We start from the raw sequence: 12,038 nt of genomic DNA, 5'->3' as shown, positions 1-12,038 counted from the left end.
ACCAGAACCTCGCCGGCCCGCGGGCCTTCAAGCTGTACGGTCATGACTTCCAGCGGTTTTCCAGCCTGAACGGCAACGGCGGCGCGAACGTCCATCGTCCAATCTCCTCGTGATCTTCCGGCATGACCTTGGCATGCCGGGCGACGGCAGCTCAAGACAAAAGGAAAGTCGGCCACCACATTATCGCAAAATCAGCTACTTGCGACAACCCGTTTGCTCAGAGTCTCAAAAAAGCTGCTCCGCGGAAAAAATAACTGCATAGCCGTGAATGAGGATCGCAGCATAAAGACCGAAGGTGACCAGCAGGCGCTCATAGGCCTTCATTTCCTCCAGCTTGTGGCGCGGCTTGAGGGATCCCGCGCCAATCATGCTGAGCAGGATGAAGACGGCAAGCGCTGCAGCCAGGATGCCGCTGGGAACGCCGATCTCCCAGCCGATGACGAGAATGCAGGCCGTAATGGCAAAGCTCGCTGCGATCAACGAGCGCGGCGTTCTGAAGATCTGTCGCAAGACCTGACCACCGTCGAACCTTTGCATTGGCAGAAGATTGAGCAGGTTGAAAGCACCGAGGATGAGCAGAAAGATCAATAGCGGGGCGCGGAAATGCTCCGACAGCAGGCCATGCGCCGAGATGTTGTCGGCGGCAATCAGGATAGGCACGAAGAAGGCCGAGATGCCCGGCCCCATCAACGCACAGGTGGCCACCTCGAAATGGCTCTTGTAGGGTCTGCCGCCAATTGCGATGCCGCCGAGGAACGGCACGAAGATCATGCGCACGGATTCATGTCCGAAAGTCCGGTAGGCGGCGAGATGTCCGAGCTCGTGCAGAGCAATGACAAGGGTGAGAAATGTCGAGATCATCAGCCCGGATGTCGTAAGTCCGAAGAACGGCCAAAGCAAAAACGTCGAGAGAACAGCCAGGCCGCATTGAAAGGCGGGATGTTCGAAATATCCCTGCGGGACCGATGCACCGGTTTCCAGCCACCCCTCGAGCGCACGCAGCTCCCGGCGCAGCATGACATATCGAAAGAGGAGGAAGGCGAGGCCGCGGTAACGATCCGTCTGCGTAATCTCGATCTCGGCGCCGTCGGGCAGTCGGCGGACGATCCTGCTTTCGCTGAAATCCCGCCAGAAGGCCACATCGAGAGTGCTGTCGTCGGCGATGCGCGAACGAAAGCCGCGTCCGCCGGCGGCCGGCAATGGCTCCAAAGCCAGCAAGCGGCGCAGAGGCGCGCCGTCGCGGTCCAAATGGCTGTAGATCTGCTCGACGATTCCTGCGCGGTTTTTGAGCGGCTTGCTGCTGATGACGCAATGGTGCCAGTTGGCGTCGCTACCGGCGGGATTGATCGCCCTCCACAGCTCCTCCGGCGGTCTCTGGAATGTCTGCTTCAGGCGAATCGTGCGCACGCCGAGTGGTATGCGCATGAGCAGCCAGAGCAGGCCAAGATTGATGAAAAGCAGCAGGGCGGCAGATTGCAGCGCCGTCATTCGTGTCTCCGGGGATCCCAGCCACAGGACGAAAACGCCGCATACTAGGCTGCAAGACCTTAACAAATGCGTCGCCGCGTCGCCGGCGGCACAGCTGGGCCTGTGCCAATCCGGATCAGGCGAATTCCAGGATCACTGCATCGACCGCTAGGCTTTCGCCGGGCTTCGCATTGATCTTGCCGATCACCAGATCGCGTTCGGCGCGCAGCACGTTTTCCATCTTCATTGCTTCCACGACGGCAAGCGTCTCGCCGGCCTTGACTTCCTGGCCCTCCGCGACGGCGATCGAGATCACCAGTCCCGGCATCGGGCAAAGCAGCAGCTTTGAGGTGTCCGGCGGGAGCTTGACCGGCATCAGGGCGTCGAGTTCGGCGTGGCGCGGCGTGAAAACCGTGGCGCGGACTGCGAGGCCCTGCCAATCGATGCGCATGCCGTTCAGAACCGGCCGAATCTGGGCCGTCACCGCCCGTCCGCCGATTATCCCGTTCCAGACGGGCTCACCGGGTCGCCATTCGGTGACAACGTGAAATTTTTCTCCCGCTGCTTCCATCTTCATGTCGAACGGGACCGTTACCAGTCCATCGGCAAGCCTGATCGGCACATAGTCCGTGCCGATCTTCACGACCCATTCCTCTCGAAGATTACCGTCGGGGGCGCGCAATCGGTCGATATGGCGTTCGCGGCGATTGGCTTCGATCAGCGCTGCGGAAAGCGCTACGGCCGCAAGCAGCGCCTCCTCGCCCCGATCGGGAGCCATCGGCGCAAAGCCGTTTGGATATTCCTCGGCAATGAAACCGGTTGAAAGTCGGCCCTCGCGCCAGCGCGGGTGCTTCATCAATGCCGAGAGGAACGGCAGATTATGCGCGATGCCGTCAACCACGAAGCCGTCGAGTGCCTGGCTCATGGCCTCGATCGCTGCCGAGCGGTCCGCGGCCCAGGCGCAAAGCTTGGCGATCATCGGATCGTAATACATCGAGATTTCCGCGCCCTCGAAGACACCGGTATCGTTGCGGACGATCGAGCCGCCATGCCGGCCTTCGGCGGGCGGGCGGTAACGCGTCAGGCGGCCGATGGACGGCAGGAAGTTGCGATAGGGATCTTCGGCATAGAGGCGGCTTTCGATCGCCCAGCCATTCAACTTTATTTCCTTCTGGCTGTAGGCAAGCGTTTCACCCGCGGCAATCCGGATCATCTGCTCCACGAGATCGATTCCGGTCACCAATTCCGTCACCGGATGCTCGACCTGCAGCCGTGTGTTCATTTCGAGGAAATAGAAATTGCGGTCGCGGTCGACGATGAATTCTACCGTTCCTGCGCTCTGATAATCGACTGCCTTCGCCAGCGCCACCGACTGCTTGCCCATCGCCTGTCTGGTCTTTTCGTCGAGGAAAGGCGAGGGCGCCTCTTCGACGACCTTCTGGTTCCGCCGCTGGATCGAGCATTCGCGCTCGCCGAGATAGACGGTATTGCCGTGCGCATCGGCCAGCACCTGGATTTCGATATGGCGCGGATCGACAATGTACTTCTCGATGAAGACGCGATCGTCACCGAAAGAACTCCTTGCCTCTGAGCGGGCACGCTCGAAACCATCGCGGACTTCCGCCTCGTTCCAGGCGATGCGCATCCCCTTGCCGCCGCCGCCGGCCGAAGCCTTTATCATCACTGGATAGCCGATTTCACCGGCGATCTTTTCGGCGTGCGCTGCATCCTCGATTATGCCGAGATAGCCCGGCACCGTTGAAACCTTGGCGGCATTGGCGAACTTCTTCGATTCGATCTTGTCGCCCATCGCCCTGATGGCCTTCGGCTTCGGCCCGATGAAGACGATGCCCTCCCTTTCCAGGGCTTCGCAGAAGGAGGCCCGTTCGGAAAGGAAGCCGTAGCCGGGGTGGACAGCTTGGGCGCCGGTCTGCTTGCAGACGGCGATGATCTTTTCGGCGGCGAGATAGCTCTCGGCTGCCGCCGCCGGGCCTATATGCGCTGCCTCATCGGCCATTTCGACGTGAAGGGCATCGCGGTCTGCGTCCGAATAGACCGCGACCGTTGCGATGCCCATGCGGCGCGCAGTCTTGATCACGCGACAAGCGATCTCGCCGCGGTTCGCGATCAGGATTTTCTTGAACATGCAGACTCCACCCGAAAAATGCGTCCAGAAGTTCTACGCACAAACGCGGAGGCGCACAATCGTGCGAAATCTGTCGGTAAGGAGGGATCTGTCCTAAGGCAATTCACGCAACGGCTTGTTCATCGTCCACGATCCGCAGCCACCGGCTTGTCCGCGGCTCGGCGTACTCGCGAAGCTGGAGCGCCTGCAGGATTTCAGCCCAGCGGGGATGATTGGCAGAAGGAAGGGTTTCCGCTTCGATCCGGCGTAAGACGCTGTGGGTGAGATGCGAAACCGGAATTACACCGCCCTCGCAGACGTTGCGCAGCACGCGCATCACGAAATCGATGTCCTGGCGAGCGATGCCCTTGCGCTCCACTGTGCGCGACAGCTTGTAGCCGCCGACATCGTCGGTAATCGCAAGGCGCAGCTGATCAAGCGCAAAGGCGCGCAGCTCGTCCGGCACATGGGAGGAAATCTCAATGATGTGCAGCACGAGTTCCAGTTCGAGCGCCGAATTGATGACGCCGTCGGTCGCGAACATGCGCATGATCCATGCGGCGTTGATGTCGTCCAGAGAGCGTTGCGGATAGCTGTAGTTGACGATGAAACCGGCGAGTTCTTCCACGAAAAAGGAGCTCCATTCGGGGCATTTTTCAGGACAGGAATTATTCAGCGCCAGCATGACAATGACGTCGTCGGCCCTCCGGACGCCGTTCGGAAAGCTGTGCTTGCGCAAGAGGCCGATATCGTCGGCGGTGAGCCGATGCTTTCCCGCAATCACGCATGCCGGAAAAGCGAGTCGGAATTCGCTCATCTTTCATCTCCAGACTTCTTCATGAAGCCGGAAATGATTTTAGCCGGGCGGAATTGAAGAACCCTCAACGACAAGGGTTAATCGACTACGCAGTTGTTTCGGATGATTTTAGCGACCTTGACTGTGCGCGTTCGCGCCAGATGATGTAGAGGCCGGACGCGACGATGATGAAGATGCCGATCCATTTGGAAAAACTGGGAAAATCGTTGAACAGCGCGTAACCGAGCACGGTCGCCGAAATGATCTCGAAATATTGGAACGGGGCAAGCAGCGACAGCGGCGCAAGGCGGAATGCCTTAACGACCAGCATATGCGCATAGCCGGAGATGGTGCCGAGCACGAGCAGCAGGACGAGGCCCGATACCGACGAGGGAAGCGACATTTCGAAATCGGGCATTGCCAGCGCATTTCCGCCAAGCAGCGCTGCCCCCATGAAGAGCGTTCCACCGATCCCGGCCAAGGTCTGCATCGTTAACGGCGAATCGGCCTCACCGATTGCCCGGTTGAGGAAGAGATAGAGCGAGAAAAGAAAAGCACAAAGCACTGGCAGCAGCGCCTTCAGGCCAAAGATTTCGTAGCTCGGCTGTATGACGATCATCGCGCCTGCGAAGCCGACGACGATCGCCGCCCAACGCCGCCAGCCGACCTTGTCGCCGAGGAAGAGCGCTGAAAGAGCCGTCAGCATGAATGGTTCCACGAAATAGATCGCGAAAACATCCGCGAGCGGCATGTATTTCACCGCGACGAAGAAAAGTAGGCTGGCTGCGCCATGCAAGGCGCCCCGCAGCAGGTTCATCCTTGGCCGCTTTGCCGAAAGCGCCTTCCAGCGGAAAACGGCAAGCAGGATAGGAAGCGTGCAGGCGACCTGAAAGAAGAAGCGGTAGAAAGTCACCTGCCCCGGCGACATCGCCTCGAAGGTTGCCATGTATTTGGCGATCGCGTCCATGGCGGGAAGGACGATCATGGCGCCGGCCATGATCACCATGCCTTGGAGCGGATTTCGCGGAGATTGTTCTTGGGACATGGTGCAGGCTTTCGCAAACGAAGCCATCAACCACAGGATTGGATGCCGATCAATATGGCACCTAGCGCTCGCCCACCGTTTTGCCGAAGACCGATTCGAAGGCTTCCCGCAGGCGCATATCCACATCCACCATCATCACCGGCAGGCCGAGATCGACAAGGCTGGTCACGCCGTAGGCAGAAATCCCGCAGGGCACGATGCCGGCGAAATGGTCGAGGTCGGGATCGACGTTGAGCGACAAACCGTGAAACGTCACCCATCTGCGAAGCCGGATGCCAAGCGCAGCAATCTTGTCCTCGCTCATGCTGCCGTCCGGAAGAAGCGGTTTCTCCGGCCGTCGCACCCAGACGCCGACGCGGTCCTCGCGCCGCTCGCCGCGTACATTCATCGAACCGAGAGTAAGGATCACCACTTCTTCCAGTGCCGCGACGAAGGCGCGCACATCCTGCCGCCGGCGTCTGAGGTCAAGCATCACGTAGGCAACACGCTGGCCGGGGCCATGATAGGTGTATTCGCCGCCGCGGCCCGTCGCAAAAACCGGAAAACGGTCCGGCTGCACAAGGTCCTTCGCATTGGCGCTGGTGCCTGCCGTATAGAGGGGCGGATGCTCGACGAGCCAGACGAGCTCGTCGCCGCCCTCGGCGATCACGGCAACCTCGCGCTCCATCGTCTCGACAGCTTCGCTATAAGGAACGAGCCCCTCGGCGATGCGCCAACGCACCGGCCTTGAAGCTTCAACCGGAAACATCGAGAATTGCAGATCGGTGCGCAGCATAGACTTTCCTCGCCGCACGGCGGTTGCAGGCGGCAGACCGCCTATATGACCCCGTTTGACGGCCAATTCAAATGCTGTGATTTGTTTTGCAAAAATCTGCCATATCGCCCTTGTGCACCCCAAATGCTTTTGCTACATGCTGCCCCGCCGACGCAAATCGGCATCTACCACGATGCGGTCGTGGCGGAATTGGTAGACGCGCAGCGTTGAGGTCGCTGTGGGGCAACCCGTGGAAGTTCGAGTCTTCTCGACCGCACCATTCTCTTCCAGAGAAAATGTAAGAATCCGCATGTCGGGTGCGGCATGCGGATGGGTCGTTGCCTTTCTGCTCGGGAACTTCAATCCTCGTCCGGAAGATGCGAATCAACGCCGATCGTTTCCAGGCGATTGCGGATCTGATAGACCCCATCAACCGAGAGCGCACCGAGTTCGACCTTCCTTGCCATGCCGATGGTCTCGACCGCGCCTTCCAGAGTGACGGTATGGCCGTCGGCATGAACTTCGATGCTGTCTAGGTTCAGATCGGGGATGTTTTCCAGATTCTCCGTCACGCGCGCTTCGAGATCGTCGCTTTCGTCGCGATCGATCGTATTGGCCCTCAGCGAATCCTTGAGCCGGTTTTCGTTTCCGTGCTCGTCCGTTCCGTCAACGCGAAAACCGCTGTTGGGGTCGCGGTCGAAGTTTGCCGGCGTTTCGCCATAGGCACGATTTTTCGGTTCAGGTGATCGCGCACCTGCTTCGTCGGAATAGGGCCAGCCTTCGTCAAGATTGCGCTCTTCGTAATCGCGATAATCGTCTTCGCGAGAAAAGGTGGTCTTGTCGTTCTGCCTTGGCATCGTCATTCTCCCTCAGGCGTTGCGTTGATCGAAGAACGCGCGTGGTCCGGAATGGTTCGCCAAAGTTTCGTGAAATCACCGCGTCGCTTTTACCCACTTGCGGATCAAGCGGTCGCGCTTCAGCTTCGACAGGCGCTGGAGCCAGAAAATTCCGTCAAGCTGGTCGATTTCGTGCTGAATGCAAATTGCCAGTAATCCATCGGCATGCTCTTCATGCTGGACACCGTTGATGTCCTGGTAGCGGAAATGGACTTGGCGGGGTCTCGTCACCTCGTCGGTCATGCCCGGCATCGACACACTTCCTTCGGTCTGGCGCATGAGCTCATTCGAAACCGAAATGATATCAGGATTGATAAAGATCCGGACCCCGTCCGCCTTGTTGAGCTCAATCACGACCACCCGCAGGAAGACGCCGACATGGGCGGCCGTGATGCCGACGCCGGGTGCGGCACGCATCGTCTCCAAAAGATCGTCGGCAAGCTGACGCAGTCGCGAATCGAAGACCGTCACCTGTTCGCACAACGTGTTCAGGCCGGAATGCGGATAGCGAAGAATGGGGCGAATGGCCATCGGCGGCGGTCCTTGTTGGCTGGCGGGCGCAAACTATCGGCAAGACGGCGCATTGTCATCTGCGCCAAGCGCTTTGCCGCTTTACGGCGCCGAGCATTTCGGTTAGCAGGGGCTGGAATCCGGGCGGGCCTAAAGGGCAGGCGGAATTCGCTTATCCGCTTGTTGACAATGCTTTTTCAGCCGCCATTCTCGAATGAAGCGCGGCAGTCGTTTAATCTTGGAATGCGAGGACGGCAGATGACGGAAACCGGAGAAGACGACCGAATCCGCAGGCGTCCGGACGACGAGGGCGCCGATATCTACGACGAGGACGGCAATGTCCGCAGCGACTTTCTGGCGCTTGTCGGCGCTGCCATCGCCGACCGCGATACCATCTTTCTCCGCCAGAACGTCGCGCGCCTTCACGAGTCAGAAATAGGCGACCTGCTGGAATCGATCCAGCCGGATCAGCGCCTGGCGCTCGTCCGCCTCCTCGGCGACGATTTCGACATGACGGCACTGACCGAGGTCGATGAAACGATCCGCCGCGAAATTGTCGATCAGATTCCGAACGAGCAGATCGCCGCTGCAATCGGGGACCTCGATTCGGACGACGCTGTCTACATTCTCGAGGACCTGGACAAGGAAGACCGGGAAGAAATTCTGGCGCAGCTGCCGTTCACCGAGCGGGTGCGCCTGCGCAGGGCACTGGATTACCCAGAAAGCTCTGCCGGCCGCCGCATGCAGACGGAATTCGTTGCGGTACCGCCCTTCTGGACCGTCGGTCAGACAATTGACTATATGCGCGAAGAGGAGGACCTGCCTTATTCATTCACGCAGATCTTCGTAATAGACCCGACCTTTAAGCTGCTCGGCGCCGTCGATCTCGACCAGATTCTCCGCACCAAGCGGCAGACAAAAATCGAAGCGATCATGCGCGAGACGACCCATCCGATCCCAGCCGAAATGGACCAGGAGGAGGCGGCGCACCTCTTCGAGCAATACGACCTTCTCTCGGCCGCCGTCGTAGACGAGAACGAGCGTCTTGTGGGTGTTCTTACCATCGACGATGTGGTCGACGTCATCCACGAGGAAGCGGATGAGGATATCAAACGCCTCGGCGGCGTTGGCGACGAAGAGCTTTCCGACAATGTCATCTCGACCGTCCGATCGCGCTTCCTCTGGCTGATGATCAACCTCGGTACGGCGATGCTCTCGGCCAGTGTCATCGGGCTCTTTGACGCATCGATCGAAAAGATGATCGCACTTGCCGTACTGATGCCGATCGTCGCCTCCATGGGAGGCAATGCCGGCACGCAGACGATGACCGTGACCGTGCGCGCGCTCGCGACGCGCGATCTCGACATCTACAATGCCGGCCGCATCATCCGCAGGGAGGCGGGCGTCGGCATCATGAACGGGATCGTCTTTGCCAGCATCATGGGCACGATTGCCGGCACGTGGTTCCACGACTACCAGCTCGGTATGGTCATCGGCGCCGCCATGATCATCAATCTGATGGCTGCGGCGCTGGCAGGCATTCTTTGGCCGCTTCTTTTGGATAAGGTCGGTGCCGACCCGGCTATCGCGTCGTCCGTTTTCGTGACCACCGTCACCGACTGCACCGGCTTCTTTGCTTTCCTCGGTATCGCCACCTGGTGGTTCGGCATCTGAGCGGACTTGCCTAAATTGACTATTACGTAAAAGTCAATATTATGGGCTGCGAGAGTGGGAAGCCAATGCCAGTGAACAAGTACTATAGCATAACGGAGCTGACGCGCGAATTCGGAGTGTCGACGCGCACGCTTCGCTTCTACGAAGACGAGGGCCTGATCCATCCGGAACGCCGCGGGCGCACGCGCCTCTTCCGTCCGGCCGACCGGCGCCTGATACAGGAAATCCTGCGCGGCCGCCGCATCGGCTTCACGATTGCGGAGATTCGCGAGATCATACAGGTCTACAAGGACCCGCCGGGGGAACTCGGCCAGCTCAAGCTTTTGATGAAACGTGTTGACGAAAAGCGGGAAGACCTGCGTAAGAAGCGCAAGGATATCGACGACACGTTGATGGAGCTCGACAATATCGAAGAGGCCTGTCTTGGCCGCCTCGCCGAAATCGGCGTGGGTACCTGAGCGTCAGATCCAGCGCCTGGTTCTTCTGCAATAGCTTTCGAAATCGCAGCCGAAGCGGGCCTGAAGGTGTCTTTCCTCGCGCCGGATCGCCAAGACGGTGGTGACGATCGCTGCGAATGCCGCTACGACGAAGAACCAGCTGTTTCCCGTCATGAGGCCGAAGGCGATCGTTGCAAGCGTGTAACCAAGATAGATTGGATTGCGCGTGTAGCGAAAGGGACCGCGGGTGACGTGATGGGATGTCGCGCGATGCGGCATGATCGTCGTCCCGCTTTCAAGCAGGGTCTTGATTGCCCACATGTCGAGCGAGACGGCCGCGACGGTGAGCGCTGCGCCAATGATCCAGCCAAAGGCGGTATGCATCCGGGGTAGCGGAAAAGCGGCGATATCGCCGAGCAGGAAAGCGGAGAGAAAAGTAAGACCGTACAGAACCGGCGGCCAGGGAAATTTCAGCGGCTTCGAACGATAGGCATTCATCGAACTACCTTCATTGTCCTTCGGTGCTGCACTCCATTGCGATACGCTGTACCCTTTCATCCTTGTCCGCCTGGATTGCGCCAGACTGGAGTGGCGTGAACAGGTTCTCACCCTGCAGTCTTTCCAGCGTGCACCGGCAAAAGCTGCGGCAAAGCGCTTCGCCTTCCTGGACGACGCAGGAGGACTGGCACTGCTGCAAGTAGGTCTGCACAGGATCCGGCTTTGCGGGCGGGAAGGCGACCGAAAGCGCATAGGCGATCGCGATCAGGATCGGCTGGTGGATAAGGTAGATGGCGAGGCTGTGCCGGCCAGCTTTTGCGAGCAGGGTTGTGCCGGTGCCAAACTTTGCAAGCCATTCCGCCCAGCGCCGTTTCAACGCTATGCTCGAAACGCCCATGCCGATGAGAAAAGGCCCGATCCAGGGCAGAACCGGGACATAGTCGTTCGATCGGGGAACCGTCTGGGAAAGTCCCACCCACCAAAGCCACGGCGTATCGAAGAATGGAGAGCGCAGATAGAGGGGGGCGATGACGGCCGCAATGCCGGCGGCGATCGTTATAATCCCGGGCATTCGCAAAAAGAGCAGGCCAATGACGCTTGCCGCTGCGATACTGTGCAGAATACCGAAGAAGATCGTGCCCTGCGGCATCGCGATTGCGGTCGCGGCGGTGATGAGCGCTGCAGCTGAAACGATCATGCCAAGCCGCCGGAGATAGGCCTGGCGCCGGATGCTTGGTGTTCCGGCAAGCATCAAGCCTACGCCAGCGAGGAAGAGGAATGTCGAGGCGATTGCACGGGCATAGATCTTCAGCCACCCAGCCTCCGCTGTTCCGCGTGCCAGATAGCCCATGAATTCCATATCCCAGGTGAAATGATAGGTCGCCATCGCAATCAGGGCAATGCCGCGCGCCGTATCGAGCAGGCCAATGCGCGGCGGTCGGGCGGACGCACCGTTTTCGTTCGCCGAAATAGCCATCATAATCCCCCGGGCAAATCACTTCCGCCATCTGGCGGCATATCGCGGCGAATAGCAGAAAGGTGGAGATTTGATGGCGGCTTGACATCCATGATCGCCAGCCGCGCCTCCGAGAAGAACTGCCTGCGCGTGAGTACCACGACGATGATCGCCGTCGTCGCCATGAAGACGTAAGCGTTCACGAACCATCCGAGATAGCCGATCGACAGGAAGATGGCGCGAAGGCCTTCATTGAAATGTCCAGCGGCGATCACATTCATGCGAATGACCCGTTCGGCGGCGCGCTCGGCGGCGATGATATCGGTCTCGCTGTCGCGCACCATCGGGATCGAGCCGAACAGGATGCTGCAGTAGTTGAAGAGCCTGTAAGACCAACCGAACTTGAAGAAGGCGTAGGCAAAGAGGGCCGTCAGCCCGCCGACCTTGAGTTCGAAGCTCGCGGTGCCGCTGCTGAATACATAGGGCAGATCGGCGAAGATGGCATTTACCTTGTCCGTCGCGCCGAGCAGTGCAAAGCAGCTGCCGATCGCGAACATTGAGGTCGATGCAAAGAAGGCCGTGCCGTTCTGCAGCCCGGCCATGATCTGCGTGTCGATCATCTTCAGGTCGCGGCGAAGCGAATTGTAGATCCATTCGCGCCGCCGCTCGGTCATGGCATGGGTGAGGCTCGTGCGACCGAAGAATGTCCTGCCGCCCAAAAGCCAGGAATAGCCGATCCACAGAATGGCGAAGAAAGCCAGTGCGATATAATCCGCAACCGTCAGCATCAATGTTACAATCCTGCTTCGACGCCGCCACTCTACAGATGCAATTGCATGCTGCAATGATTGGCAAGACGCGCCCTTCGTTTTAGTGTCGCG

Annotated in this window: 12 protein-coding genes, 1 tRNA gene and 1 pseudogene; 3 read left to right on the top strand and 11 right to left on the bottom strand. The window is 59.3% G+C overall.

The window, feature by feature from the left end; translation table 11 throughout:
- From EV130_RS32980 to lipB, 6 genes and pseudogenes are all read right to left on the bottom strand, one after another.
- Positions 1–95, bottom strand: a pseudogene (locus EV130_RS32980) (GNAT family N-acetyltransferase); the annotation flags it as partial.
- Between the two features lie 130 nt (positions 96–225).
- The gene (locus tag EV130_RS29970) at positions 226–1,488 is read right to left on the bottom strand and encodes a zinc metalloprotease (protein WP_074061346.1); all 1,263 of its coding nucleotides are present in this window, start codon (positions 1,486–1,488) and stop codon (positions 226–228) included.
- A gap of 115 nt (positions 1,489–1,603) precedes the next feature.
- Complete coding sequence (locus EV130_RS29965) at positions 1,604–3,613, bottom strand: acetyl-CoA carboxylase biotin carboxylase subunit (RefSeq protein WP_074061345.1); 2,010 nt, start codon at positions 3,611–3,613, stop codon at positions 1,604–1,606.
- Positions 3,614–3,716: 103 nt separating this feature from the next.
- Positions 3,717–4,409, bottom strand: coding sequence for a hypothetical protein (locus tag EV130_RS29960; RefSeq protein WP_074061344.1), 693 nt, complete (start codon positions 4,407–4,409; stop codon positions 3,717–3,719).
- A gap of 85 nt (positions 4,410–4,494) precedes the next feature.
- Complete coding sequence (locus EV130_RS29955; RefSeq protein ID WP_074061343.1) at positions 4,495–5,433, bottom strand: DMT family transporter; 939 nt, start codon at positions 5,431–5,433, stop codon at positions 4,495–4,497.
- A gap of 61 nt (positions 5,434–5,494) precedes the next feature.
- Entirely contained in the window at positions 5,495–6,208 is a 714-nt protein-coding gene (lipB, locus tag EV130_RS29950; protein WP_074061342.1) for a lipoyl(octanoyl) transferase LipB, read from the bottom strand.
- Between the two features lie 174 nt (positions 6,209–6,382).
- Here lipB and EV130_RS29945 point away from each other — a divergent pair.
- Positions 6,383–6,467: transfer RNA gene (locus EV130_RS29945), tRNA-Leu, on the top strand.
- Between the two features lie 79 nt (positions 6,468–6,546).
- On the opposite strand, the gene EV130_RS29940 is transcribed toward EV130_RS29945, so the two are convergent.
- Positions 6,547–7,044: a BON domain-containing protein gene (locus EV130_RS29940; protein WP_074061341.1), complete on the bottom strand. Its 498-nt coding sequence runs from the start codon at positions 7,042–7,044 to the stop codon at positions 6,547–6,549.
- 75 nt (positions 7,045–7,119) lie between these two features.
- Positions 7,120–7,614, bottom strand: coding sequence for a peptide deformylase (locus tag EV130_RS29935; RefSeq protein ID WP_074061340.1), 495 nt, complete (start codon positions 7,612–7,614; stop codon positions 7,120–7,122).
- A 237-nt stretch (positions 7,615–7,851) separates the two neighbouring features.
- Here EV130_RS29935 and mgtE point away from each other — a divergent pair, with 237 nt between their 5' ends.
- Positions 7,852–9,267: a magnesium transporter gene (mgtE, locus tag EV130_RS29930; protein WP_074063168.1), complete on the top strand. Its 1,416-nt coding sequence runs from the start codon at positions 7,852–7,854 to the stop codon at positions 9,265–9,267.
- Between the two features lie 65 nt (positions 9,268–9,332).
- Complete coding sequence (locus EV130_RS29925) at positions 9,333–9,725, top strand: MerR family transcriptional regulator (RefSeq protein WP_074061339.1); 393 nt, start codon at positions 9,333–9,335, stop codon at positions 9,723–9,725.
- Between the two features lie 3 nt (positions 9,726–9,728).
- Here EV130_RS29925 and EV130_RS29920 read toward each other — a convergent pair whose 3' ends face one another.
- Genes EV130_RS29920 through EV130_RS29910 form a run of 3 tightly spaced genes read right to left on the bottom strand, consistent with a single transcriptional unit; the run spans position 9,729 to position 11,942 of the window.
- Positions 9,729–10,202, bottom strand: a complete 474-nt coding sequence (locus EV130_RS29920; RefSeq protein ID WP_074061338.1) for a methyltransferase family protein — start codon at positions 10,200–10,202, stop codon at positions 9,729–9,731.
- 10 nt (positions 10,203–10,212) lie between these two features.
- Entirely contained in the window at positions 10,213–11,178 is a 966-nt protein-coding gene (locus EV130_RS29915) for a heparan-alpha-glucosaminide N-acetyltransferase (protein WP_074063167.1), read from the bottom strand.
- Complete coding sequence (locus EV130_RS29910; RefSeq protein ID WP_074063166.1) at positions 11,178–11,942, bottom strand: DUF599 domain-containing protein; 765 nt, start codon at positions 11,940–11,942, stop codon at positions 11,178–11,180. Before EV130_RS29910 ends, EV130_RS29915 begins: the two co-directional genes overlap by 1 nt.
- Positions 11,943–12,038 lie beyond the last annotated feature (96 nt).

This window comes from Rhizobium azibense, from assembly GCF_004342325.1.
Classification (GTDB): Bacteria; Pseudomonadota; Alphaproteobacteria; order Rhizobiales; family Rhizobiaceae; genus Rhizobium; species Rhizobium etli_B.
This window is presented reverse-complemented; position numbering and strand designations above follow the sequence as displayed.

What these genes read in the sequence shown, in the direction of transcription:
- mgtE (WP_074063168.1), top strand. Translation starts at nt 7,852, where the DNA reads ATGACGGAAACCGGAGAAGACGACCGAATCCGCAGGCGTCCGGACGAC.
- EV130_RS29970 (WP_074061346.1), bottom strand. Translation starts at nt 1,488, where the DNA reads ATGACGGCGCTGCAATCTGCCGCCCTGCTGCTTTTCATCAATCTTGGC.
- lipB (WP_074061342.1), bottom strand. Translation starts at nt 6,208, where the DNA reads ATGCTGCGCACCGATCTGCAATTCTCGATGTTTCCGGTTGAAGCTTCA.
- EV130_RS29940 (WP_074061341.1), bottom strand. Translation starts at nt 7,044, where the DNA reads ATGCCAAGGCAGAACGACAAGACCACCTTTTCTCGCGAAGACGATTAT.
- EV130_RS29920 (WP_074061338.1), bottom strand. Translation starts at nt 10,202, where the DNA reads ATGAATGCCTATCGTTCGAAGCCGCTGAAATTTCCCTGGCCGCCGGTT.
- EV130_RS29925 (WP_074061339.1), top strand. Translation starts at nt 9,333, where the DNA reads ATGCCAGTGAACAAGTACTATAGCATAACGGAGCTGACGCGCGAATTC.
- EV130_RS29955 (WP_074061343.1), bottom strand. Translation starts at nt 5,433, where the DNA reads ATGTCCCAAGAACAATCTCCGCGAAATCCGCTCCAAGGCATGGTGATC.
- EV130_RS29915 (WP_074063167.1), bottom strand. Translation starts at nt 11,178, where the DNA reads ATGGCTATTTCGGCGAACGAAAACGGTGCGTCCGCCCGACCGCCGCGC.
- EV130_RS29960 (WP_074061344.1), bottom strand. Translation starts at nt 4,409, where the DNA reads ATGAGCGAATTCCGACTCGCTTTTCCGGCATGCGTGATTGCGGGAAAG.
- EV130_RS29935 (WP_074061340.1), bottom strand. Translation starts at nt 7,614, where the DNA reads ATGGCCATTCGCCCCATTCTTCGCTATCCGCATTCCGGCCTGAACACG.
- EV130_RS29965 (WP_074061345.1), bottom strand. Translation starts at nt 3,613, where the DNA reads ATGTTCAAGAAAATCCTGATCGCGAACCGCGGCGAGATCGCTTGTCGC.